This is a genomic window from Pseudomonas sp. AB39(2026) (genome assembly GCF_059831485.1).
This window is the reverse complement of record NZ_CP195212.1, coordinates 681928-705386: the sequence shown is the minus strand read 5'-3', so window position 1 is coordinate 705386 and position 23459 is coordinate 681928. Positions and strand designations below refer to the sequence as shown.

At 59.4% G+C, this 23459-nt stretch carries 19 protein-coding genes and 1 pseudogene; 10 read left to right on the top strand and 10 right to left on the bottom strand.

The features are described 5' to 3' along the window. Positions 1-175: 175 nt before the first annotated feature. Positions 176-730, bottom strand: coding sequence for a hypothetical protein (locus ACSAMW_RS03075; RefSeq protein ID WP_500592607.1), 555 nt, complete (start codon positions 728-730; stop codon positions 176-178). A gap of 900 nt (positions 731-1630) precedes the next feature. Between ACSAMW_RS03075 and ACSAMW_RS03070 the strand changes: the two genes are divergently transcribed. Together ACSAMW_RS03070 and ACSAMW_RS03065 are read left to right on the top strand one after the other, a co-directional pair. Then, the gene (locus ACSAMW_RS03070; RefSeq protein ID WP_500592606.1) at positions 1631-2974 is read left to right on the top strand and encodes a glycosyltransferase; all 1344 of its coding nucleotides are present in this window, start codon (positions 1631-1633) and stop codon (positions 2972-2974) included. 166 nt (positions 2975-3140) lie between these two features. Beyond that, the gene (locus tag ACSAMW_RS03065) at positions 3141-4433 is read left to right on the top strand and encodes a tyrosine-type recombinase/integrase (RefSeq protein ID WP_500592605.1); all 1293 of its coding nucleotides are present in this window, start codon (positions 3141-3143) and stop codon (positions 4431-4433) included. A 30-nt stretch (positions 4434-4463) separates the two neighbouring features. On the opposite strand, the gene ACSAMW_RS03060 is transcribed toward ACSAMW_RS03065, so the two are convergent. Then, positions 4464-4598: a hypothetical protein gene (locus ACSAMW_RS03060; protein WP_267874353.1), complete on the bottom strand. Its 135-nt coding sequence runs from the start codon at positions 4596-4598 to the stop codon at positions 4464-4466. Between the two features lie 123 nt (positions 4599-4721). Then, a complete protein-coding gene (locus tag ACSAMW_RS03055) occupies positions 4722-5492 on the bottom strand; it encodes a PAS domain-containing protein (protein WP_500592604.1) in 771 nt (256 codons plus the stop codon). A 160-nt stretch (positions 5493-5652) separates the two neighbouring features. Between ACSAMW_RS03055 and ACSAMW_RS03050 the strand changes: the two genes are divergently transcribed. The 4 genes from ACSAMW_RS03050 (at position 5653) to ACSAMW_RS03035 (ending at position 9921) form a co-directional block, all read left to right on the top strand. Further along, entirely contained in the window at positions 5653-6579 is a 927-nt protein-coding gene (locus tag ACSAMW_RS03050; RefSeq protein ID WP_500592603.1) for a 4-hydroxyproline epimerase, read from the top strand. Positions 6580-6608: 29 nt separating this feature from the next. After that, a complete protein-coding gene (locus ACSAMW_RS03045; protein WP_500592602.1) occupies positions 6609-7553 on the top strand; it encodes a dihydrodipicolinate synthase family protein in 945 nt (314 codons plus the stop codon). A gap of 10 nt (positions 7554-7563) precedes the next feature. Next, positions 7564-8856 carry an NAD(P)/FAD-dependent oxidoreductase gene (locus ACSAMW_RS03040; protein WP_500592601.1) on the top strand — a complete coding sequence of 431 codons (1293 nt, stop codon included), beginning with the start codon at positions 7564-7566 and terminating at the stop codon, positions 8854-8856. Positions 8857-9051: 195 nt separating this feature from the next. Beyond that, on the top strand, positions 9052-9921 hold the full coding sequence (locus ACSAMW_RS03035) for a hypothetical protein (RefSeq protein ID WP_500592600.1): 870 nt from the start codon (positions 9052-9054) through the stop codon (positions 9919-9921). A gap of 145 nt (positions 9922-10066) precedes the next feature. Here the strand turns inward: ACSAMW_RS03035 and ACSAMW_RS03030 are convergent, their stop codons facing one another. Then, positions 10067-10882, bottom strand: coding sequence for an OBAP family protein (locus tag ACSAMW_RS03030; RefSeq protein ID WP_500592599.1), 816 nt, complete (start codon positions 10880-10882; stop codon positions 10067-10069). A gap of 192 nt (positions 10883-11074) precedes the next feature. Between ACSAMW_RS03030 and ACSAMW_RS03025 the strand changes: the two genes are divergently transcribed. Beyond that, complete coding sequence (locus tag ACSAMW_RS03025) at positions 11075-11470, top strand: c-type cytochrome (protein WP_500592598.1); 396 nt, start codon at positions 11075-11077, stop codon at positions 11468-11470. An 83-nt stretch (positions 11471-11553) separates the two neighbouring features. Further along, on the top strand, positions 11554-13185 hold the full coding sequence (locus ACSAMW_RS03020) for a methyl-accepting chemotaxis protein (protein WP_500592597.1): 1632 nt from the start codon (positions 11554-11556) through the stop codon (positions 13183-13185). Positions 13186-13194: 9 nt separating this feature from the next. On the opposite strand, the gene ACSAMW_RS03015 is transcribed toward ACSAMW_RS03020, so the two are convergent. The 4 genes from ACSAMW_RS03015 to ACSAMW_RS03000 form a co-directional block, all read right to left on the bottom strand. Next, entirely contained in the window at positions 13195-15531 is a 2337-nt protein-coding gene (locus ACSAMW_RS03015; RefSeq protein WP_500592596.1) for an ATP-binding protein, read from the bottom strand. A gap of 1 nt (position 15532) precedes the next feature. Continuing rightward, positions 15533-16225: a response regulator gene (locus ACSAMW_RS03010; RefSeq protein WP_500592595.1), complete on the bottom strand. Its 693-nt coding sequence runs from the start codon at positions 16223-16225 to the stop codon at positions 15533-15535. A gap of 674 nt (positions 16226-16899) precedes the next feature. After that, complete coding sequence (locus tag ACSAMW_RS03005; protein ID WP_500592594.1) at positions 16900-17928, bottom strand: DNA-binding protein; 1029 nt, start codon at positions 17926-17928, stop codon at positions 16900-16902. 98 nt (positions 17929-18026) lie between these two features. Beyond that, entirely contained in the window at positions 18027-19001 is a 975-nt protein-coding gene (locus tag ACSAMW_RS03000; protein ID WP_500592593.1) for a DNA-binding protein, read from the bottom strand. A 135-nt stretch (positions 19002-19136) separates the two neighbouring features. Between ACSAMW_RS03000 and ACSAMW_RS02995 the strand changes: the two genes are divergently transcribed. Beyond that, positions 19137-20222, top strand: coding sequence for a tyrosine-type recombinase/integrase (locus tag ACSAMW_RS02995; protein ID WP_500592592.1), 1086 nt, complete (start codon positions 19137-19139; stop codon positions 20220-20222). Between the two features lie 261 nt (positions 20223-20483). On the opposite strand, the gene ACSAMW_RS02990 is transcribed toward ACSAMW_RS02995, so the two are convergent. After that, positions 20484-21347, bottom strand: a complete 864-nt coding sequence (locus ACSAMW_RS02990; protein ID WP_500593958.1) for a methyl-accepting chemotaxis protein — start codon at positions 21345-21347, stop codon at positions 20484-20486. Beyond that, a pseudogene (locus tag ACSAMW_RS02985) lies at positions 21339-22109 on the bottom strand (MCP four helix bundle domain-containing protein); the annotation flags it as partial. The gene ACSAMW_RS02990 and the pseudogene ACSAMW_RS02985, both read right to left, overlap by 9 nt. Before the next feature lie 198 nt (positions 22110-22307). Between ACSAMW_RS02985 and ACSAMW_RS02980 the strand changes: the two are divergent. After that, positions 22308-23417, top strand: coding sequence for an SMP-30/gluconolactonase/LRE family protein (locus ACSAMW_RS02980; RefSeq protein WP_500592591.1), 1110 nt, complete (start codon positions 22308-22310; stop codon positions 23415-23417). Positions 23418-23459: the final 42 nt, after the last annotated feature.

Below are 23459 nucleotides of genomic sequence, written 5' to 3'. Positions count from 1 at the left end.
GCCGCATCCCCGAGGAGCGACCTGAAACCAGCCAGATGCGTGGCCAACCTGAAGGCTGACAATCCAACGGAAGGTCTTCTCCGCTGCGGAAATAAAGGATGCTGAGGCAGCGGTTGTGACGCGTCAGTGCCTAAGAAAAGCAGATAATCCTCGAAATACCGGCCAAATTCCAAGCTCAGCTCCAATCTCGGGGAAAGTGAGCCAGGCTGGCGCCATTCCCACGGCGACGCCCATTTTTGACGAAATAAGCGAGACCACCGGCGGCTTCTGGAGTCTCAGTTACATCATCAATCGACATCTTCGCGTACCTCGCGAAAGCCATGTACATCAGGACTTCACGGGGGTTCACCCCCTTGGGCCTAGCTTCAGCTACATGGTTGAAAACCCGCTGCATTTCATGATCGCTGAGAGAGTCTTGATTCAAGGCCGACGTCATTGAAGCCGCGACTTCGACCACAGTGAAACTATTTCCCTTTGGAGCCCGCGTCCATGAATGACAGTTGCAGAAATGGAAGAAGTCTGCTGCCCAATTATAATTACGCCGAATCATATGCAGAACACTGGCAGGAGTAGCGCCCTTGATGCTGTCCAGCTTCAGCTGGTACGGCCGCCATCTTTGATTTGGCTCCCATTCGCTGAATGGCAATAGCGAGCTTTCGACAAACCGTGGACAGGCCTTCGCACCGATCCAGTTTGCCGGTGGGCAGAGTCTGAAGCGTAGATACTCCATAAGTTGCTCGTCAGTCCAATCACTCAGAGATATGCCTTGGAGGAAGCTCCAGTTGAGCATGGACTCAAGATGATGAGTCGCGACATTGAAGTCCTTTTGGGGATTATTCCAAGAGGGTGCGATGGCGCGTATATACCAAGAGCCCAGGCGAGTCATCGAAAAAGGCTCGCAGCCGGCGCTGAAACCTTGTAGGTACGCCAAAGCGTAGCGATTTTCAGGGAAATACTATGCATACGGATCCCAGAGATGGTAAGGCGGAAAAATTGGGCATGGGACAGCCGGTTCAGCCATGCAACCCTCGATAAGCTAAAATGAGTGGCTAGACGTTTGAGGCCATCATCAAGATTTAGCCCATCCTGCGGACTATTCAAATGTTGGCTGCCGGAAGATGGTGCGAGGAGATTTGCTTACGCGCCATGGACAGAAGTGGCGGTAGAGCAGGCTCTGAAACCATGAAATCAGGATCTAGATCTAGATCTAGGATGAGGATTGAGAGCTAATACGTTGATAGGGTTGGAGCTCTGGTTTTCTGAAGAAACGGCTATAGGTTGATGAAGGCGGCTAGCCAAGCGATGAACCCAATAATAATGATTTAACATAATGTGCATTACGAGTAATGGGATATTACGGCCTCGACTGGCAGAATTCAGCCCAGGTAGGAGCCCATTACCTCATACCCTTAACCAAGCCGCCCCGGCTCAGGCCGAACCCTAGGCAAGGTTTTTGCAGCCTTCTGATCGCTGGCAGACATCCACCGTCCAGACACGCGACGCTCTCCACACGCGCCACTGCAAACATTGACTTGTAAAGGTTTGCGTCTACGGTAGGCAACACAGCCAGCGCACACCAATGCATCACCTGATGCACCATAGCCGGTCACGCATTCACCTAAGGACACCCATGCCACGGATCATAGTCGCGACCACACCCCAGACAGGCCATGTATTGCCTTTGCTGTCGTTAGTGTCACCGCTCAAGCGGCAAGGCTACGACATTACATTTATCACAGGCTCCAAGGCCAAATCACTGGTGGAAGCGCAAGGCATACGCCACGTTACCTTGCAGGGTAACGCGAACTACGACGCCACGGATGTGAACCAGACGTTCCCCGAACGCCGTAGTATTCCCGCTGGGCCAGCCTTGCTGGATTATGATTTCCGCGTGCTGTTTATAGACCCCATGGTAGACCAGGCGAGAACAGTCCAGGCGGTGCTCAATGAACGCCCGGAGCCGGCCGTACTGATCACCAACCACATGTTCACCGGGGGCTGGCCGTTCCAGCTGGGTATGCCTGGCGCGAAGCCTCTTGGGGTTATTGCCTTGGGCATCACACCGCTAATGCTGGGCGCAGACCATCTGGCACCTTTCGGCCCGGGCTTGCCGCCGGCCCAGACGCCGGCAGAACGGCACCACTACGCGAGTTTGCGAGCCTCGCTGGACCAGGCCCTGCAAGGCTCTAAAGCAGCCATGGACAGGGCCCTTAACACCTTAGGCGCTGCACCTACGGCCCATGCTTTCCTAGATGCCACCACGTTGTTGCCGGACCTTTTCCTGCAAATGACCGTACCAGGTCTGGAGTACGACCAAGCGCAGTTGCCGGCTTCAATACGCATGATCGGAACGGCGCCAAGCCCCGATCAAGCCTTCGATGCGCCGCCTTGGTGGCCTGAGGTGAAACGGGCAAAACAGGCCGGCCGGCCGGTGATCTTTGTGACCCAGGGGACGGTGGCGCGCGACTTGTCAGCACTGGTGTACCCAGCGTTGGACGCCTTGGCTGGGCTGGATGCCTTGGTGATCGCCAGTGCAGGCAAGCGTGGCGATCACCTTCTGGCCAGTACTGGCCCCAATACCTACTGCACCGACTATCTCCCCTATGAGCAGGTGTTGCCTTATGCCGACCTGATAGTCACAAACGGCGGCTATGGCGGCGTGCAGCAGGCGCTACGCTACGGGGTACCCTTGGTGGTGGCCGGCCTCTCCGAAGACAAGGCTGAAGTCGCCGCCCGTGTGGCTTGGGCCGGCGCAGGTATCAATTTGAAAACAGACCGCCCGAGCGTTATCCAGCTTGCCACTGCGGCGCAGCAGGTGCTGCATGAGCCAGGTTTCAAAGCCGCTGCAGAGCGCCTGGCGGTTCAATACCAAAGGCTGAACCCTTCGTTGGCACTCCGGCAGGCCGTAAACCAGTTGTTTGAGCGCCAGCCAGGCTTTACCGACTCACGCTGCACACGCACTGCCCTGCTATAAAAAGGGTTTTCAGGGGGGGTATGGCCTACCGGCGTTCCAGGCCAGATAGTGGATGGGCAGCCCCCTACCCTTAACGCAATATCCGATAACTGCCAGACCCGGATATTGCATATATGACCGAATTGGGGCACGCTACGGGCCGTCTATACGTTTGAGCGCTCCACCAATGGCCACCCGCCCCCAGCCGTTGTTTGAAACCTACGATCGTTTTCTAGACCTTCACTTTATGGGTATGTCCGGTGAACGTGCCCAGGTGGTCAGCTTTCTAGAAAACTGCCCTGTCGCCGCCCGGCCTATTGAAAGTTATCAGGCGGCGCGCAGCTTCCTGAAGTCCTATGCCGGCAACGAGGCCACCTTCACTTCCTACCGCACTCACGTTGAGCGGCTTTTGCTGTGGGCGTTGCTAATCGCCAAAAAGCCGTTGCTGGACCTTCGCCGCAAGGACGCTGAGGCCTTTATGGAGTTTTGCCTCTCCCCCGCTGCGGATTGGGTAGGGCCTGTGGTGAAGGCCCGGTTCAACCGGATCGGTGGGCGCAAGAAGCTGGACTCGGACACGTTTGAGCCGAACCCCGCCTGGCGCCCCTTCAGCGTGACGGTAGCCAAGCGTGAACGCAAGATTGCCAGCGAAACCATGACGGCCTTGCCCTCTCCCGTTTATAGAATGAGCCAAGGGTCGGTGGCGCAGGTATTTGCGGTGTGCGGCAGCTTTTTTCAGCACGCTATTGATGAAGGGCTTACGGAGGTCAACCCTTTCCATGCAGTGAAGCAAAAGTCTATCTACAAACAGCGTAATACCGTTGACGTCGCGTCCCGGTCGCTGACTCAACTGCAATGGAATGTGGTCATTGAAACCGCCGAAATCATGGCCCAAGAAAACCCTGATCACGAACGCACGCTCTTTATCGTGGCAACGCTCTACGCCATGTACTTGCGTGTATCCGACCTGGTTGGGCGGGATAACTGGACCCCTACTATGGGGGATTTCCGTCGGGATAGCCGTGGGCACTGGTGGCTGCACGTGGTGGGTAAAGGCAACAAGTCGGCCAAGATCAGCGTACGGGATGACTATGTGCAAACCTACCTGGTCCGCTACCGCCAGTACCGGCAGCTCTCCGCCCTGCCCTCACCCCATGAAAAACTGCCGCTGATCAGCACGCTCAAAGGGCGTGCGGGGCTCTCCGACAGGCATGTGAGGCTACTGCTACAGGAGGTGTTTGACCAATCCTTGCTACGCATGAAACGTGAAGGATGGAACGATGACGAGATCGACCAGCTCCGGTCGGCTTCCTTGCACTGGTTGCGGCATACTTCCGCCACATTCGATGCCAAACACAGGGACATGAAGGATCTGCAAGCGGACTTGCGTCACAATAGCTTAAGTACTACCCAAAACACGTATTACAACTCGCTGGATGAGCAGAGGGCTCATTCAGTGAAAGACTTAAAAGTTAAGGTTTAACGCGGCTTAGTAAAAATTTTAGTTACGAGTTTACTCGACGATACATACCCAGCGATGGTTATGACGATAAGGCGCACGGGTGAAGTGAATATCTGAAACAAGTTTCATTCCATGTTGCTGCAACCTACGGGTAAGTTGTTCCAGTGTATCGGCTTCGATGGTCATTTTTTGGCTCCAGGAAATGTTCAACGGTCATAGTTCTTGACCTTCGAGCTTTAGCCGAAATTCCCTGTTTAGGGGTGCCAACCCCCCTATGTGCCGACGAATGGCCAATGGCCAAGGCTCGGGTCACCGCGCCGCACGCTGGTAATCACGAGGCGTAAGCCCCGTTAACACTTTGAATTGTCGAGTAAAAGCGCTGTGGTCCGTATATCCGCATTGCAGCGCTACCTCAACGATGGGTACCTCGGTTTTTAGCAACAAGCGCGCTTGCTCAAGCCGGGCTTTTTGGATCAACTGTCGAGGCGTTAGCTGAAATACCTCTTTGCAGTACCGTTCAAGTTGAGCCACGGAACAACCGGCGATTTGAGTAAGTTCCCGCGAGGTGACCGGGTGGTTGAAATGATCGCGAATATAGCGGTCCACTAACGCCAGCCGTTCATAGGCCGGGTGGGTCTGGCGCGCGGAGTGCAGGTCCAATGAAATACCTGCCAACCCTATAATAGTGCCGGCCCCATCTTTGAGCGGCCATTTGTGCGTCAGGCACCAGCCTGGTTCTCGGCTGCCATACAAGTGAAGTTCCAATTGGCGTTCGAGCACACATCCCTGCTCCAACACCTTTTTGTCCTGGGCTGTATAGCTAGGCCCTAGCTGGGCCGGGAATACCTGCGCACTGGTCTTTCCTAGTAGCTCATGGGCACCCCTTGCGTTGCATCGCTCTACCAAGGCGCGGTTAACCAGTCGGTAGCAGGCCTGCCGGTCCTTGATAAAGATCGCGGCATTGGGAATCACATCCAGCAAAGGCCCTAGGGGCGCCAGGCTTGCTAGTAAGGCGTCCAGGCTTTGCGCGTTCTGGCCGTGACTGGCCTGCTGCCAAGCGCTTAGGGCATCTGCTGTCATGGGAGCCTCGTGGTGATGGCATGTCTCAGCCTGAAGCGATAGCTCAAGATTGTCGAGTGTTCACTGTGCTGATTTCGTCATCCCTCCACCGCAAAGGCATCAAGCCGGATGGCTACAACGTTGCCACGCTTGTGCTTGGATCAACGGGCGAGTGACCCTTATGAAACAGGTACATGTGATCGATTCCCACACAGGCGGTGAGCCCACCCGCTTGGTACTGGGCGGCTTCCCTACTCCCCTGGGTGAGACGCTGGCCCTGCGCCGGGACCATCTGCGCGAGCACCACGACCACTGGAGGCGTGCCTGCTTGCTAGAGCCACGAGGCAACGACGTACTGGTGGGCGCATTGCTGTGTGAACCGACCACCGCTGGCGCCCTGGGTGGGGTCATCTTTTTCAATAACGCCGGCTACCTGAACATGTGTGGGCACGGCACCATCGGGGTGATTGCTTCACTGCATTACCTAGGGCGAATCGCCCCTGGCCTGCACACCCTGGACACACCCGTAGGCCCGGTAACGGCTACCCTCCACGACAATGGTGGCGTCACGGTCCGTAATGTTCCTGCTTACCGCTACCGTGCAAACGTGTCTGTGGATGTGCCCGGCTATGGGCGGTTCCAGGGGGATATCGCTTGGGGCGGCAACTGGTTTTTCCTGGTAGCCGAACATGGGCAGGTACTGACGCTGGAGAACGTTGAAGCGCTGACAGCGCTCACGTGGGCCATGCTCCAGGCGCTGGATGATCAAGGCCTTGAGGGAGAAGGCGGTGCAAAAATCGACCATGTGGAATTGTTTGCCAGCGACCCTGTGGCGGACAGCCGCAATTTCGTGATGTGCCCTGGCAGGGCCTACGACCGTTCGCCGTGTGGCACCGGGACCAGCGCCAAGCTGGCCTGCCTGGCGGCCGATGGCAATCTGGCCCCTGGTGAACGCTGGGTGCAGGCCAGCATCACTGGTAGCCAGTTCGAGGCGTATTACCAAGAGGATGGCGACCGTATCCTCCCGTTTATCACAGGCCGAGCCTATATGACGGCCGATAGCACCCTGCTGATAGATGACGCCGACCCATTTGCCTGGGGCCTTTGAACCCAGCTTTACACACCTGGAGCATGTTGATGGATACCACGATTTTCAGCGGCTGCATCCCGGCCTTGATGACGCCCTGCACTTCGGCGCGCCAGCCGGATTTTTCCGCCCTGGTTGAAAAAGGCCGCGAGCTGGTTGATGTAGGGATGCGGGCAGTGGTGTATTGCGGCTCGATGGGCGATTGGCCGTTGCTGACAGAGGCCCAACGGCAGGAAGGCGTGGCGCGGCTGGTAGAGGCTGGCGTGCCCACGGTGGTAGGGACCGGTGCGGTCAACAGCCGTGAAGCGGTCGCCCATGCGGCCCATGCCGCGCAGGTGGGCGCCCAGGGGTTAATGGTCATTCCGCGGGTGCTGTCTCGTGGCACATCGTTGGCGGCTCAGCGTGCCCACTTCAGCGCCGTGCTAGGCGCCGCGCCTGCCCTCCCCGCCGTTATCTACAACAGCCCCTATTACGGCTTTGCTACCCGCGCCGAGCTGTTTTTCGAGTTGCGTCGCCTGCATCCCAACCTGGTCGGTTTCAAGGAGTTTGGCGGCGCCACGGACCTGCGTTATGCCGCAGAGCACATTACCTCCGGCGGCAACGGTGTCTGCCTCATGGTGGGGGTGGATACCCAAGTGGTGCACGGCTTTATCAATTGCCAGGCCTCCGGGGCGATCACAGGTATCGGCAACGCCTTGCCGCGCGAGGTGCTTCAGCTGGTTGCGCTGAGCAGGCAGGCCGCCCTGGGCGATGCGCGTGCGCGCCGCCTGGCGCTGGAACTGGAGGCTGCACTGCAGGTGCTGTCCTCCTTCGATGAGGGCACAGACCTGGTGCTTTACTACAAATACCTGATGGTCTTGAACGGCGATACCCGCTACGCGTTGCACTTCAATGAAACCGATGGCTTGACTGAAGCTCAGCGGGGGTACGCGGAGCACCAGTACCAGTTGTTCAAACACTGGTACGCCGCCTGGTCTGCTGAGCTGGCACGCTAGAGGAGTTGCCATGACGACAGATGCTGCGATGGGTGCAAAGGGCTGCGAGGGTGCACCAGGCATCGACGTGGCCGTAGTGGGCGCCGGGATCATTGGTGTGGCCTGTGCGCTGCAACTGGCTCGCCAAGGCCTGCGCGTCACCGTACTGGACAAGCAGGCCCCGGGGCTTGGGGCTTCCTTCGGGAACGCAGGCCACCTGGCCACCGAGCAAGTGTTCCCTATTGCAGACATGTCTATCGTCAAGCGCCTTCCTGCCATGCTGTTGGACCCACTGGGGCCACTACGGCTGGATGTGCGCCATCTCCCACGTGCCCTGCCCTGGTTTCTGCGTCTGCTCCTGAACCTGCGCCCGGCGCCCTTCGCCCGTACAGTGGCCGGCCTGCGAGCGCTGAACGAACACAGCCTGGCGGCCTGGCAGCGCATGTTGGGGCCGATTGGGCAGTTGCCGTTGCTTAAAGAGGACGGCTCGCTGCTGGTCTACGAGCGGCCCGAATCCCACGGCCTTGTGCAGGCGCTGTCATCCCGGTTTCAGGAGCAAGGCGTGCCTGTAGAGCCTTGGGGCCGCGAAGCGATTCGGTTGTCGGCACCCCAGCTAAGTGAACATCTGCAAGGCGGGTTGTTCTTCCCAGCAACGGCTCACATGCTCGACCCGTATGCCGTGGTGTGCGGCCTGGCGGCTGCAGCGCGCGCGGTGGGCGTTCAATTCCGGCAATGCGAGGTGCTGGGCGGCGCGTTGACCGCCACAGGTATTACCTTCAGGGTTGGCGCCGGTAGCATGCATGCACGCCGGGTACTGATCGCCTGTGGGGCCCATTCGGCCCCCCTTGTGAAGGCCCTGACAGGCATTCGCGTGCCACTGGATACGGAACGGGGTTACCACCTCATGCTGCCCGGCGAACAGGAACGGCTACCCTTCGCCGTTACCTCGTTTGAAAGGCGCTTCATCATGACGCCTATGGACAAGGGGTTGCGCCTGGCAGGCACGGTCGAGTTCGCCGGCCTCAAGCAACCCGCCCGCATGGCCCGTGCCTGGCAGTTGCACCGCTTGAGCCAAGGGATGTTCAAAAAGGCACTCAGCACTGAAGGGGCCACACCCTGGATGGGCTGTCGCCCCTCACTGCCAGACTCTCTGCCCGTTATAGACCAAGTGGAAAATGGCCGGGTATTGCTAGCGTTCGGGCACCAACACCTGGGGCTCACCCAGGCGGCGATCACGGCTGAGTTGATCGCCCAGCTAGCTACAGCCAACGCTCCTTCTGCTCAACTGCCCGACACAGTGCCTTACCGTCTGGCACGCTTCTAGAGCGCTCTCTGCCATCCTGCCGCAGGCCGGGTTGAGGCAGGGTGGCCTTTGGTTAATTCATGATGCTTAGGGTCATCACGTGTCTGCGCATCTAATTTTTATTCTGGAACCAAGAGAACTTTTCAACCACACACCGGGTTCGGCGTGTTTTTGCCAAATTATCCTTCAAATACTGTACATAATACAGGTGCGCAAATGCCTTTACCGCAACTCTCTCTCTCAACACGGCCCATGCAAGGGGCAGAATTTACTAGCCGTGCATCGGCTGAAAGCCCACCACTAAGCCCCGTTCAGCAGGGCAGCCAGGAGGTGATCAATTCCATGCTGGACGTGCAGAATTCAGCTGATCCCGGGCGATTCATAAACCAACTGCCTGATCATATAAAAACGCTACAGCAGCTGGCTGAAAAAGAGCATTACGTTGTACCTCGTGCGGTAGAAGAGCTTGCAAAAGCTCAGGGGTTTTCTACGCCCCTGCTGCCTTGTACTACGGGAGGCACCGCAGCCCTTAGAATGCTGACGATAACAGAGCTTCAGAGCCAACTCGATCATCTGAACCATCAGGTTGCCGCATTGAGCGGTATACACAAACCGAGCGCTGAGCTTGGAATCAGAGACGTTGCCGGAGCGGCGGTCAATGGCTACAAGTACATGCTTCTCCTGGCCGTAGCCAATAATATCTACTCTGCGGGCAGGCTTATGTTGCAACATTCAGCCGGGCGCGAAACTAATACCTTGCTTGGCCTGGCTCGCGAGGTGATTGCGCTTGCAATACATATGAAGCTATTTGGGGATATGCATCGCGATACAGGAATTATCGATCAAATCAAAAACAGCCGAAATACTAATCTTCAGGATTTACCCCAGTGGAATTTAGATAATCCTGCAGATAGCCTGGAAGCGATGCTAGACAAAATCAACTTGGCTAAGGAACAATCACAGGTCTTGCGGAGCACTCTGGATAAATCACAAGAAACATTCTTGAAAAAAGATGTTCCCGCCATGCTGATGGGCTTTTTGACGCTTGCGTTGGCAGGGCAAATGATCAATATGGCAACTCGATAGGCGAGGCCTGCTCTGCTACACAGGCGTCACCGCCAGTGCCCAAGCGGAGCAATACAGCCTTTATCACACTACGAACAGGTCGAGCCGCGTAGGTCGAGCTGCGTAGGTCGGGCCGCACGAAAGCGAAGGCAGCTAAGATCTTGTATCAGGGCTTAATGGTATGGGCATTTTGCGCCGCTGGTATCGGTGCTCCCACCGGGCCATGATGCATGGCGCCCTGTTGCTGGCCCGTAGGGTCGGTCAGTTGGATAACCTTCCCCTGCTGCCAGGCATCGGCTGCCGGGTTTACCGGTGGCGCAGGGATGTCGGCACGGTCAGCCTTTAAACGGTTGCTGTCTATACCCAGGCGGTGATCCCGCTGGGCCACCAGTGCAGGGTCCACTTGCCCGTCGGCCGTAAAGCCCATCATCAGCTGAGGCACTCCCAGTGGCAGCGTCTTGTCCAGGTCGGTGTGCCAGGTATGCCAGGTCTTCCCGTAGGTATTCACCAGCTTATCCATCAAGGCATGTTCGGCCGGTGCAGGCAGGCCTGGTGCAACCAACTGACCAGATTTCACCTCATGCACATGGCTGTGCCATAGCGGCTTCTCGGCTGCTGGCAGGTTGGCATACAGCTGAGCGCTGATGATGTATTCCACGCCCATCAGCTTGGCGTCTTTCTGGTTGCCGTCGTAGATCACGCACTGGATCACCTCCTCATTGAGGATGGCGCAATAGTGGTGCGCTTCCATCTGGGCACCGGGGTGGCCGTTGTAGAAGTGAAAGCCGTCCAGGTAGGCGTTCAGCGCATCGATCGGCGGGCGACTTTGCAGCAGCGCTGCCCCCGCATCCAGTGCACGTGTGTCGGGCGCCTTCTGCGCGCCCGGTGCCGTTACGTTGGACACCGTGTCATGGCTACACCCTGCTATGGCATACAGCAGGGCCAAGGTAGTGGAGCCTTTGGTAAAACGAAAACCCATCATAAACAATATGCCTTATTGTGCGTGACAACCCTGGCGGCGCCAGGGCCTGAGAGAAAGCATAGCCCCCTGCGGCCAGGCTGCGACAAGACGCCGCGAGGCAGGTGGCTTGCCTTGCGAGCGTATCGGCTCTATTTATGGCACTGTATCGCGCACCCCTTGTGCTATCGACCGTATCACGTCGTGGACCCTGCAATGCCCTTTTATGCTCACCGTTACCTGGCCGCTGCCCTTCTCCTGGCCATTGCTCCGCTGGCCTTTGCCCAAGGCGATGTGGAGAGTGGCGAAGCCATTTTCAAATCCCGCTGCAGTGGCTGCCATGCCATCGGCCCCGGCGCGCAGCCGGCCTTTGGCCCTCAACTGACGGGCGTAGTGGGCCGCCAGGCCGGTGGCGCGCCCGGCTACCAGTATTCGGACGCCATGCGGGCTTCAGGCATTGTGTGGGACGAGGAGAAACTCAAAGCCTACATCGACGACGCCAAGGCGGTGGTGCCTGGCACCCGCATGAATTTCTGGTGGATCGGCAGCGATCAGAAGCTCAGCGACCTGGTGGCTTACCTGGCTTCGCAGGTAGATAAACCCACGCCATAACCGGTTGTAGCCAGCTGGCGTAGCGCTACCCTAAAGATTAAGCGGTTCTGCCGATAATAAATCATCTATTGTCGGGGGTTTCCATGTTCTTACGTAAAGTTCGTATCGCCCAGCGGTCGCTATTGTGCTTTGGTTTTTTTGCTGTGCTGATCCTGGGCTTTGGCCTGTTTTCCCTCGGGCAGGTGTCGGCCATCAGGGCCTCGCAAAAGGTCCTTCAGACCAATGTGCTGCCCAGCGTTCAGGCCATTGACCAGGCTCGGAACGACCTGATCGCCATCCGCCTGTACAACGGCAGCCTGCGCATGGCCAAGGACAGCGCCAGCGCCGCCACCGCCGAAGACCGTGTGCAGAAGGCACGTAATGACCTGAGCAACAGCCTGGACCTGCTCAACCCCCTTCTGGTCAGCGAGCAGGGCAAGGCCACCTATGCCAGCCTGCGTGGGGCGGTGAAGGCCTACTTGGACGTCCACGACCGTTACCTGGCCGCCGTGCGTGCCGGGGACGAAAGCACCATCCTGGCGCTCACCAACAGCACGGGGGACATGACACAGGCCGCCGACAAGGTGCAGGGGCTGATTCAAAAGCTTAATGAGCTGATCGATGGCAAGGTCAAACGCGAAGACGGCAATGCCACAGCCGCCTATGAGCAAGCCAAGGATGTGACGATCATTGTGGTGCTTCTTGCACTGGCGGCAACCATTGCCCTGGCCGTGCTGTTCACGCGTAGCCTGGTGGCGCCTATTGGCCGTGCCTTGGGCGTTGCTGAGCGTATCGCTAATAACGACTTCAGCCAGGCCGTGGCACCTGACGGTACAGACGAACCCGGTCGCCTGCTGGCAGCGCTGGGCCAGATGCAGGCTAACCTGCGCCGTACCTTGACCGAGCTGAGCGATTCCTCCAACCAGTTGGCCTCCACCTCCGAGGAAATGGCCGCAGTGACGGACGATGCCCTGCGTGGCATACAGCGCCAGAACGATGAAATTGCCCAGTCGGCGACCGCCATGAACCAGATGTCGGCAGCCGTGGATGAGGTGGCCAATAACGCTGTGCTTGCGTCTGAAGCCGCGCGTACGTCCAGCACAGCGGCTGAACAGGGCCATGCCCAAGTGGAACAGACCGTTACCTCCATCAACGACCTGCAAGGGTCTGTGGACCGGGCGGCGGGCGAACTGGACTCGTTGGCCGACCAGGTACGCAGCATTGGTGGCGTGCTGGAAGTGATCCGCGGGGTAGCCGACCAGACCAACCTGCTGGCCCTGAACGCGGCCATCGAAGCCGCACGCGCCGGAGAAGCTGGCCGAGGCTTTGCGGTTGTGGCCGATGAAGTACGTGCGTTGGCCCACCGTACCCAGCAATCCACGGCGCAGATCGAAGACATGGTGGTGGCGATTCAGGCCGGTACTGACAAGGCCGTCAGCTCCATGGCCGAAAGCAGTGAACGCGCCCGCGTCAGCGTTGAAGTGGCTCAGGCTGCGGGCGCTGCGCTGGAGGACATCACCTCCGCCATTGCCCAGATCAACGCCCGTAACCTCAACATTGCCTCGGCGACAGAAGAGCAGGCTCAAGTGGCCAGGGAAGTGGATCGCAGCTTGGTGAGTATTCGGGACCTGTCCGCTCAGACGGCCGCCGGCGCCGAACAGACGGCGGCGGCCGGGAATGACTTGTCCCGCCTGGCGGTGGACCTGAACGGTACGGTGATGCGCTTCAAACTATAGGCCAACAGGTCAGGCGTTGGCGTAGCGCGTCAACGCCTCTCGCAGCCTGGCAAGGTCCGCAGGCGTCGGGGGGGTGTCCGGTGCTGCGTCTTCCCATTCGCCAGCCAATACCGCCAGCTCAGAGGCCCCTACCATCAGCGCGGCGCCACGAATGCGGTGGGCGCGCTGGGCAGCCCGCAGCCGATCACCCTCGCCCATGGCTGCTTCGAGTTCGAGCAGATCCGCCTGGGTGCTGTCCAGGAACAACGCGCGCAAGGCCTGTGGCGGCTCCTGTTTGCCCGGCACGCCTGGCGGCGACACCCATAACGCTAACAAGGCTTGTAATTCCGCCAGTTTCAGGGGTTTGCTCAGGCTCCCATCCATATCGCTGTCGAACACGCGGCTACGGTGGAGGTCGTCATTGGCGGCAGAAATGGCCAGTAGCGGTAGGCGCTCACGGTTGTTCCGGGCCTCCAAGGCTCGGATATGCCTAGCAACGTCATAGCCATCCATGCCAGGCAGCTGGCAATCGAGCAACACGGCTGCGAAGGTATGAGGCAGTGTGAGCGCAGCGAGGGCCGCCGGCCCATCTTCAGCCAGTTGGTAGCGATAGCCCAATGCTTCAAGTTGCAGCCCTATGGCCTGTTGGTTCACAGGGTGGTCCTCCACTAGCAGCACTGTGGGGGCATCCGGTGTCGGCAGCGTGCTCAGGGCAGGCGCGGGTGCAGGTTCGCCAGGCGCTGGCACGGCGTCCACGGGCGCGACCGGCAGCGTCACCTGTACCTGGGTGCCCTGCCCTGGCACGCTGGCCAGGCTGATGTCGCCGCCCATGAGTACTGCCAGGTCCCTGCAGATGGCCAGGCCCAAGCCGCTGCCCCCATAGCGGCGACTGGTAGAGCTGTCCGCCTGCACGAAGGGCTGGAACAATTGGTTCTGCTTATCCGTCGGTATGCCAACACCGGTATCACACACCTTCAGCCTCAAAGTCGATGGCCGGAGAAGCGGCACCTCAGCCTGCACGTCAAGGTAAAGGTCAATCTGCCCTTGGGCAGTGAACTTCACCGCGTTGGACAGCAGGTTGTTCAGAATCTGCCGCAGGCGCACGGCATCTATGAGCACCACCGGCTGGGGCGGGCCTTCGCAGTGCAGCTGCAACAGGACCCCTTTGGCCATGGCCCCTGCCCGGTGCACCTGTGCAACCGTTTCAGCCAGTGCCCACAGGTCCGTAGGCCTGGCGTCTAGCGTCACGCCCTTGGCCTCCAGCCGCGAAAGGTCGAGTACGTTGTCCAGCAGTTCCAGCAGGTTCACGGCCGAATTGCCAGCCATGGCCGCCAACTGCTCCTGATGCGGCCCAAGGGGCGTGCGCTGGAGCAGTTCGATAGAGGACAGAATGGCATTCATAGGTGTACGAATTTCATGGCTCATCATGGCCAGGAACGCCGCCTTGACCCCTTCACTACGCTGGGCGCTACGCCGGGCCATTACTGCCTGCCGGGCAAAGGCCGCCAGCAGGAGCACGCAGGCTGTCAGGCCCAACAACTCCCAACGGTAATAGTGAAACACGCTTGGCCAGGAGGGGGCGCCGAAGTCTGTGCCTGCAATCCAGCGGGCTTCCATCAGGTCCGTCTCCCGCGACGTTAGGCTGGCCAGCGCTTTATTGATGATCTCGCGAAGCATGGGTTCGGAGGGTGTAACGCCCATGGCCACAATGGCAGGCATGTCTGCGATGATGCCGGACAGGTGCAACTGATCGAGATATTTGCGCCTGATTACCGGCCGTAGTACTTGGTCCAGCCCGATGGCAGCGTCGGCCAGGCCTTCGTCCACCGCTGCCAGTGTTGCCTCAGGGTCGTTAAGCAGCAGCAACTCGATGCTGGGGTAGTTGCGCCTCAGGTAGCGCTCGTAGCCACCGCCGCCCTTCACAGCCACCCGCAGCCCTTTGAGCTTGGCAGGGCTGTAGGCGATAGGGCTTGCTGCCTTGGTAATGATCACCGAAGCCCCTACGAAGTAAGGGTCGCTGAACAGCAGCCGGTGACGCACGGCATCATCGAGCAGCCGTACCGAAACGGCCGAAACGGCCTGCAAGTCACCTTGTTCCATCTTCTGGAGGCTGTGCTGCAGGTCTTGGCTGGGTACCGCCTCGAACACCAGGCCTGTGGTGCGCTCGATATGGTCGATGTACTCGCGGGTAAGGCCTTGATGCCTGCCCTTGCTGTCGTAATACTCCATGGGCCAGTAGGGGTCGATGGCATACCTCACCACAGGGTGAGCACGGACCCATGCCTCCTCCCCTTGAGTGAGCACGCCTGCCTGGGCGATGGCCCCGTACGCCACGGCAACGGCGCAGGCGAGCGCACGCCAGCTCACGCTAACGGCCTTCCAGCTGGGTGCGCAGTTTGAACAGCTCGTTATCCGACCGCAGCCCCAGCTTTCGGTAAGCGGACTGCTTCTGGGCGCTGATGGTCTTTATGCTGCGTGAGAACTTGCGGCCGATGTCGGTAACCGAAAGGCCATCCAGGCAGCAGCGCAGCACTTCGCGCTCGCGGTGGGTCAGGCTAGCGGTGCTCACCAGCGCCGCAATAGGCTCATCCGCATCCTCCGTGGCGTGCAGAGGGTGGAGGGTAACCGTGGTGCACTGCAGTGCCTGGCGCATGGCCTCGTCCAGGTATTGCTCGCCCTCCATCACTGTGAAGATCGCAGTCAGCAGCGTGCGCGCATTCAGGTCCTTCCCTACAAAACCCGCCACACCGCAACGCAGGCACAAGGCAACGGTGGACGGCGTATGCAAGGACGACAGTACGATGATGCGGGTAGCTGGGTACCGGTTTCGAATCACCTTGATGAGGTTGATGCCATCCACCTCTCCCGGGCCCAGGGAGTAGTCGAGGATAACGATATCGGCTTCGATCTGCCGCAACCCTTCAAGCAGGTTCCGGCTAGTGGTGTAAGCGCCGATTACTTCGATCCCGCGTTGCCTGGCCAACGAATGGCTGACGCCCAACAGCAATAGTTCATGGTCATCGAGCAACATGACCCGAATAGGTGTGGCCTCCTTGCTCACATAGCACCTGCTTTATCAACGAAGTGGCCAGGCTGCGCACTAAGGCAACTGCAATCGAACGAACAATGTGACAGGCAAGTTTTCATGTAGCCAGGCCTCGAAAGTTTCTATTCATGGCACGCTTGAGGGCGCGCCGCGAGGGAGTTTGCCGGAAGGCATGGCTCGGAACTGCTCCGTTTTCAGAGCTTAGCTTGAAGACTGAGCCTTGGGAACCCAGGAGAATATTTCCCCGTTTGGATGCCTGCCTTTGATCCGGCCAGCAATGTAGGGGGTTGGCCTCGCTATGAGTATCAGATAGTTCTGAAATGGTTCTGGTCTGTAACCAATTCTAAGTAGTTGCGGGTAAGTTGCGCTCGTTCAAAAGTTAGCGCTTGTTCGCGTAGGGGCTGCAGAGGGCCAAGCCTCAAACACGCTCATTTTTGAACGATGTATCACCGTTTAACGCCCGCACACATTCTCGACACAGTAGCGGGGTTCAGGGGTAAGGCAAGCCCATGCATCAGGCTGATAATCGCTATCAATACCTCTGATTCATCAATACGCGTATGCAGTGCTACTGTCTTTCTCGAAGAATGATGTTGCCGGGCCGACAGCTCTCGCAGGCTGTCAGGCATCCCCCGCCGCTTGAACAGCCCGGCCCGGCGCGTCTCCACTTCGTCCTTTGGTGATAACGTTTAACCACTACCCTTTGGGGTGGTGGTTTTTTTTTGCGCGGCCTGGCCAAGCTCGGCCGAGGCCTGTGCCTTGGATTCAAGCAGTGCCTGCTCGGCCAGGTGTTGCCTCACGTGGGCCTCGGTCAATTCACGTGCCTGCGCCTGCAAGCGATCTTCGGCGGCACGTAACGCTGCTTGCACGTCCGCGAGCTGGCTGGCCAGCACCTCCCTCGCCCCTTGGGCCTGGCCATGAGCCGTAGACAGGTGCGTGACCTGTGCCTGGAGTTGCTCGCTCTGCGCGCTCAGGGACGCGCCGCGTTGTTCGGCCTGAGCCAATGCAGACTGCAGGCGCTCATTATCGCGGTTCAAGCGTGTCAGTTCACCCTGTTGCTCAACCGTGGTGCGCTGGGCCTGGCGCAGTTCGGTGTGAAGGCCTTGAAGCTGAGTATCATGCTGCTGCTGGGCCTGTGCGAAGTGTGCTTGGCTAGACACACGGTAGGCCTCCAGCGCTTGCAACGCCTGGGCGTGCTTCTCTTCCAGCACCATTGCGTGCTGTTGTTTGTCGGCGAGCCGCGCCTCCAGGTCCTTGCAGGCCTGAGTTAGCCCAGCATTATCGGCCTGCCTTGCGTGCAGCTCGGCCTGGGTAGCCTGCAATTGCCCCAGCGCCGACGCCAACGCTTCGTCTTTCTGAACCAGTGCCGTTTGCAGACCCTCTGCCCTGTTGGCCTGCTCCGCGGCCTGTGCATGCAAACGATGTCGATGTTCGTCGAACGCATCCTCCGCCGAATCGATGCGGGCCTGGGCTTCGTCGTGCAACCGGGCGGCGAGGCTGTTGACCAGCGCCGTCAGTTCTTCACTGATCGATCCCATGCCCTCGGCCAAGGTGCCTTCTGCCTGATCAAGCTCTTTGAGGTAGCGGTGAATCGTACTCTTGGAGCCTGTATTACCCAGCTCAATGCGGATCGCGTCGATGCTGGGGTTCAGGCCCCGCGCCTTCAAGGCGTTGCGTGCCTTTTCCACGACCAGCTTGCTGATTCCAACGCGTGCCATCCGGGTCCTCTCTGGTGAGTGCACTAAGGGCACTATGATTACATAGTGGCACGAGTGCTTAGCTCGACTTTTTCACTGTTGCGAACGTCTTGCTTTCTTTATTGGGCGGTCGGGTTCTTTTTGACACGGGGCTTGCGAAAGGGCGCAGCCTGAAGTTGCGCGAGTTGCTGAGCCAGTGTTTCTGCGCGGGCTTGCTGTGAAACCGCGCTGTCACGCGCGGCTTCCAGTGCCTGTTGCAGCACGGACAGCTGCGCTTCCAAGGCTTGGCGCTGTTGCTGGGCTTGCTCCGCCGTGAGTTGCGCCCTTGCCTGATCCGAGGCGGCCTGTTGCGAGGCCTCGCTCAACGCGGTACGGGCATGCTCAAGCCGACGTTGAAGGGTCTCGAACTGCTTCTGGAGTTCTCTGCGCTCCGCTTGCATCGCCTTGTTGTCTTCACGAGCCCGGTCAACTTCCCGATAGGCCCGGTCCTCGACACCTCGAACGTAGGTTTCCTGGGCCACGCGGGCCTGCTCTGCCTGGGCCTGTGCTTGCTGCAGCTGATCTTGCAGGCTGTGAACCTGTGCCTGCAGGCCTTCGTGCGAGGCTTGCAACGCCTCCCGCTGTTCGTGCAAGTCGTCTATCTGAGCAAGGCGCTGGTCCAGCAGTTGGGTCAGGTCCGCCAACCGTGTCTCGATGCCTTGGCGTGCTGTGATGGCTTCTTCGGCTTGTTGTCGCGCTTGGGCGACAGCGAGGCGAGCCTGCGTTTCCTGCTGAGCGACCTGTTCGCGCGCGTGCGCCAAAGCTTGGCGCTGCTCCGAGAGGGAGTGCTCTACCACCGCCTGAGCCAGCGTTGTGGCTTGGCGCCACAGGGCCAGGCATGCCTGAGCCACTTCAGTGGGCAGCTCAGGCAAGCGCGCTTCACCCCGCAAGCGTGTGGCCAACTGTTCCCACCACTGGTCCAGCAGCGCCCCCACGCGCGCCGGGCTCCCCCTCCCCAGCTCCAGGCGTACCCGCTCCACTGTCGGCCGTTGGCCACGGCTCAACACCGCATCTGCCGCAGCAAATACCTCCTCCTCTGGTACACCTGTCGCCATGAACAACCCCCCTAGGCTATATTGGGTCTGATAATGGAATGTTATCCGACCTAAACTACATAAATATTAAATTAAAATACGTTGAACGTAATGAATAATACACTTAAGCCATCTTTGCTTTCTAGCCCTGTGCTTATGGCAGACGTATTGGCCCAAGAAGCCTCAGCGGCAGCCCAGGCCTTCATCGCAGCAGGCACGGCGGCCAACACCGTGCGCAGCTATCGCAGCGCGCTGGCCTATTGGGCGGTTTGGCTAAAGCTCAGGTATGGTCGCGGCCTTGAAAGCGATCCACTGCCTGCCGCGGTCACAGTGCAGTTTGTGCTGGATCACCTCGCGCGCCCTTTAGGCGATGGGGCGTGGGCTCATCTCCTACCGCCGGATGTCGACGCAGCCTTGGTCGCTGCGGGGGTTAAAACCAAGCCCGGGCCCCTGGCCTACAACACGGTCAGCCACCGGCTGGCCGTGATGGGCAAATGGCACCGCCTTCACGGCTGGGAAAGCCCCACTGACGCAGCCGCACTCAAAACCCTGCTCAGGGAAGCCCGCAAGGCACAGGTGCGCGAGGGCGTTGCCGTTCGCAAGAAAACAGCGATGGTGGCTGAACCCTTGCAAGCCCTGCTCGCCACCTGCACCGATGGCGTACGCGGCTTGCGTGACAGGGCCTTGCTACTGTTAGCGTGGAGCGGTGGCGGTCGGCGGCGTTCTGAAGTGGTAGGCCTGCAGATAGGCGACGTGCGCCGTCTTGACGCCGATACGTGGCTCTATACCTTGGGCGTCACCAAAACCAATACAGGCGGCACCCGGCGGGAAAAGCCCTTGCAGGGGCCTGCCGCCTCGGCCTTGGCGGCGTGGCTTGCAGCAGCGCCTGCGGTATCCGGGCCACTGTTCCGGCGCGTGCTTAAGGGTGGCAAGGTCAGCACGGCCGGCCTGTCAGGTGATCAGGTGGCGCGTATCGTTCGCCGTCGTGCCCAGTTGGCCGGCCTGGAAGGTGATTGGGCGGCCCACAGCCTGCGCTCAGGGTTTGTCACAGAGGCCAGTCGGCAGGGCGTGCCGTTAGGTGAGGTCATGGCCATGACCGAGCACCGCAGCGTTAATACAGTCATGGGGTATTTTCAGGCAGGCTCGCTGCTGGGCAGCCAAGCTACACGACTGCTTTCTACGCAGAAGACGCCTGGCGATGATAGCGCCGCACCTGTTACGAGCGATGGTGGCAACGCCTGAGCGGGTGCGGATCATATCACCAGGCAATAAAAAACCCGCCGAAGCGGGTTTTTATTCCAGACCATCCGACGTCCTGTCGGCGGCCTCCAAGGCCTGTGGTCGATCTTCCGTGATACCCGGCGCCTTATCCGTGGCACCGTTTGGATGTGTGTAGATTAAGGGGGCAAGAGCCTCCAGGCGAGAGCGATTTGCCGTATCGTCATGTAAGCCATTGCCTACACGTGGTGTGAGCCAGGCCGTAAGTGCTGGAAGCGCTCACATTTACAGCTTGAACCGCCCCACCATCTGGTTCAGGTTCGAGGCCAGCCGGGACAGTTCGTGGCTGGAGGCGCTGGTCTGATGGGCACCTTGGGCGGACTGAACGGACAGGTCACGGATGTTCACCAGGTTACGGTCCACTTCCCTTGCCACCTGGGCCTGCTCCTCAGCAGCACTGGCAATCACCAGGTTACGTTCATACATCTGGCCGATCCCGCTAGCGATGTCTTCCAATGCGCGGCCTGCGCTCTGAGCCAGCGCCTGAGTGCTTTGGGCGCGGGTGGTACTGGCGTTCATGGAGGCCAACGCCTGGCTAGCGCCTTGGCGCATGCCAGACACCATCTGCTCGATTTCCTGTGTGGAATTCTGCGTCCGATGCGCCAGTGCACGGACCTCATCGGCCACCACGGCAAAGCCGCGCCCCGACTCACCCGCACGTGCTGCTTCAATAGCGGCGTTAAGCGCCAGCAAGTTAGTCTGTTCAGCAATGGCGCGAATCACGTCCAGTACCTTGCCGATCTCTTGGGACTGGTCCGCCAGGCGTTGCACCACACCCGATGTAGCCTCTACATCGCCCGACAGGTCCTCAATAGCTGTGATGGTGTGCGATACCCGGTCCTGACCCAGCTGCGCCGCCTGGTTAGAGGCCTTGGAGGCTTCAGACGTGGACACCGCGTTGCGTGCCACTTCATCTACAGCTGCGCTCATTTCATTGACGGCTGTGGCGGCTTGTTCGATTTCGTTGTTCTGCTGCTGCAAGCCTCGCTCTGCGTCTTCGGTGATAGTGTTCAAAGCCTGCGCGGCGGTGGTCAGGTGAGTCGAGGAGGTCGAGATCTCTCCAAGTGTGTCGCGCAAACGTTGTTGCATCTGAACCAGAGAACCCTGCAACTGGCTGACCTCGTCGCGCCCCTCTACATCGATACGGCCGGTAAGGTCGCCTTCGGCTACTTGCTGCGCCGCCTGTACCGCCAGCCTTAGTGGCCGAACGATGCTGCGGGTGAGCCACCAGGCCAACACCACCGTGATCAAGGCAGCAGCTGCAATCACAAAGGCCACCACCCATTGAGACTGACGGTACTCGACCGCGGAGGCTTCCCCCTCCCGCTCTATACCCTTGCCATAGAGGTCACCTAACGCGGCCAATTGAGCACCGGTGCCATCGACCACCGGCTTCATAGTGACTAGCAGTAGCTGGTTCAATGCCTCGCGGTCACCGCGGCGTGCCAATGCAAAGGAGTCTGCCATACCGCGTTGGTAGGCGGAGAAATCAGCCTTGAACTGGTCATACAGCGCGCGCTCTTCTGGCGTATCCACATAGCGTTCGTAGTCAGCGATGTTCTGCATCAACGCCTTATTGCGGGCCTCGTATTGGCTGACGTAGGTGTCGATACTTGTAGGGTCAGGGTCCAGTGCCACCCGCAGCGAAATGGTGCGCACACGCAGCATGTTCTCCCGGATAGTGTCCACGATACGCAGGCTGGGAACCCAGTTGGTTTCAATCGCCACGGCCCTTTCGCGAATACCCGACATTCGAGTCAGCGAAAACACGCCAAGCAGGGCCACCATCAGCGCAATAAGGCTGAACCCAAGTGCAGCCCGGGGAGCGATGCTCCAGTTACGTAACGACATGAGGGCCTCAAGCATGGCAGGTTGTTGTGAATGTTGTATGACGTCTATGTCGACCTCTTTCCGTCAGGCTTGAATTGTTTCGGCGAAAATGCCGGTCTTACACCAGGATGATTACCCATTCCCCCATGTTATGAGACATCCTATGACTGACATGCTAAGGTGCCGCCAGCCCCTAAAAACAATAGCTGGAGAACAAAGATGGGTAAAAACGACGTGCCGTTGGGCACGGTGCTGGCAGGTTCACGCCGTTCTTTTTTGAAGCAGTCCGCCACGCTGGCCGCCGCCACTGCAGTAGGCGCTGCCGGCTTGTCACGGGCCAGCACCGCCGCTGAAGCGATCAGCCAACGCTACCCCGATCCGTTGATCGAAGTGCTCGACGACAGCTTCATGAACTACCGCGTGTTCAATGCCGGTGTAGAGCGCCTTGCCACAGGCCTTCATTGGCCGGAGGGCCCGGTATGGTCCGGCGACGGTCGTTACCTGCTGTTCAGCGATGTGCCAAACAACCGCATCATGCGGTGGGACGAGATCAGCGACTCCCTAGGCGTGTACCGTTACAACTCCAACTTCTCCAATGGCCTGGCCAGAGACAGGCAGGGCCGGTTGATCGTCTGTGAAGGGTCGACCACCTCCACCGAAGGCCGCCGCGTTACTCGCACGGAGTATGACGGCCGTATTACCGTGCTAGCGGACCAGTTCGAGGGCAAGCGCTTCAATTCGCCTAATGACGTCGTCGTCAAACGAGATGGTTCGATCTGGTTCACCGACCCGCCCTTCCAGACCGGCAACAACTATGAGGGGCACAAGATCACGCCAGAGCTGCCAGACGCGGTGTATCGCATCGATGGGCAAACCCTCAAGGTCACACGGGTGATCGACAACTTTGCAGGCCCCAATGGCCTGTGCTTTTCGCCAGACGAGCGCACACTGTACGTAGTCGAGGGGCGTGCCAAGCCCAACCGACTGATATGGGCATATGCGGTCAATGCCGACGGCACCCTGGGCGAGCGTCGCAAACACATCGAGGCGCTGGAGTACGGCGCATTGGACGGCATGCGCTGTGATGAGGACGGGAACCTATGGTGCGGCTGGGGCAGCAACGGGGCGCGGGAGGCCAAGCCGGAGATGCTGGATGGGGTGCGGGTGTTCAACCCTCAGGGCAAGGCCATCGGCCATATTCACTTGCCTGAACGCTGCCCCAACCTGTGCTTTGGCGGCACAGCAGGTAACCGACTGTTCATGACCAGCTCCCACTCCGTGTACGCCCTGTATGTGAATACACGAGACGCCACCTTCGCCCAGACGTGAGGTGGATCCAGCCCTAAAGAAACCCCTGTGCGTGTCGATACG

Excerpts from the sequence above, each read along its gene's own strand:
- ACSAMW_RS03075 (WP_500592607.1), bottom strand. The coding sequence starts at position 730 with ATGGAGTATCTACGCTTCAGACTCTGCCCACCGGCAAACTGGATCGGT.
- ACSAMW_RS03070 (WP_500592606.1), top strand. The coding sequence starts at position 1,631 with ATGCCACGGATCATAGTCGCGACCACACCCCAGACAGGCCATGTATTG.
- ACSAMW_RS03065 (WP_500592605.1), top strand. The coding sequence starts at position 3,141 with ATGGCCACCCGCCCCCAGCCGTTGTTTGAAACCTACGATCGTTTTCTA.
- ACSAMW_RS03060 (WP_267874353.1), bottom strand. The coding sequence starts at position 4,598 with ATGACCATCGAAGCCGATACACTGGAACAACTTACCCGTAGGTTGCAG.
- ACSAMW_RS03055 (WP_500592604.1), bottom strand. The coding sequence starts at position 5,492 with ATGACAGCAGATGCCCTAAGCGCTTGGCAGCAGGCCAGTCACGGCCAG.
- ACSAMW_RS03050 (WP_500592603.1), top strand. The coding sequence starts at position 5,653 with ATGAAACAGGTACATGTGATCGATTCCCACACAGGCGGTGAGCCCACC.
- ACSAMW_RS03045 (WP_500592602.1), top strand. The coding sequence starts at position 6,609 with ATGGATACCACGATTTTCAGCGGCTGCATCCCGGCCTTGATGACGCCC.
- ACSAMW_RS03040 (WP_500592601.1), top strand. The coding sequence starts at position 7,564 with ATGACGACAGATGCTGCGATGGGTGCAAAGGGCTGCGAGGGTGCACCA.
- ACSAMW_RS03035 (WP_500592600.1), top strand. The coding sequence starts at position 9,052 with ATGCCTTTACCGCAACTCTCTCTCTCAACACGGCCCATGCAAGGGGCA.
- ACSAMW_RS03030 (WP_500592599.1), bottom strand. The coding sequence starts at position 10,882 with ATGATGGGTTTTCGTTTTACCAAAGGCTCCACTACCTTGGCCCTGCTG.
- ACSAMW_RS03025 (WP_500592598.1), top strand. The coding sequence starts at position 11,075 with ATGCCCTTTTATGCTCACCGTTACCTGGCCGCTGCCCTTCTCCTGGCC.
- ACSAMW_RS03020 (WP_500592597.1), top strand. The coding sequence starts at position 11,554 with ATGTTCTTACGTAAAGTTCGTATCGCCCAGCGGTCGCTATTGTGCTTT.
- ACSAMW_RS03005 (WP_500592594.1), bottom strand. The coding sequence starts at position 17,928 with ATGGCACGCGTTGGAATCAGCAAGCTGGTCGTGGAAAAGGCACGCAAC.
- ACSAMW_RS03000 (WP_500592593.1), bottom strand. The coding sequence starts at position 19,001 with ATGGCGACAGGTGTACCAGAGGAGGAGGTATTTGCTGCGGCAGATGCG.
- ACSAMW_RS02995 (WP_500592592.1), top strand. The coding sequence starts at position 19,137 with ATGGCAGACGTATTGGCCCAAGAAGCCTCAGCGGCAGCCCAGGCCTTC.
- ACSAMW_RS02990 (WP_500593958.1), bottom strand. The coding sequence starts at position 21,347 with ATGCAACAACGTTTGCGCGACACACTTGGAGAGATCTCGACCTCCTCG.
- ACSAMW_RS02980 (WP_500592591.1), top strand. The coding sequence starts at position 22,308 with ATGGGTAAAAACGACGTGCCGTTGGGCACGGTGCTGGCAGGTTCACGC.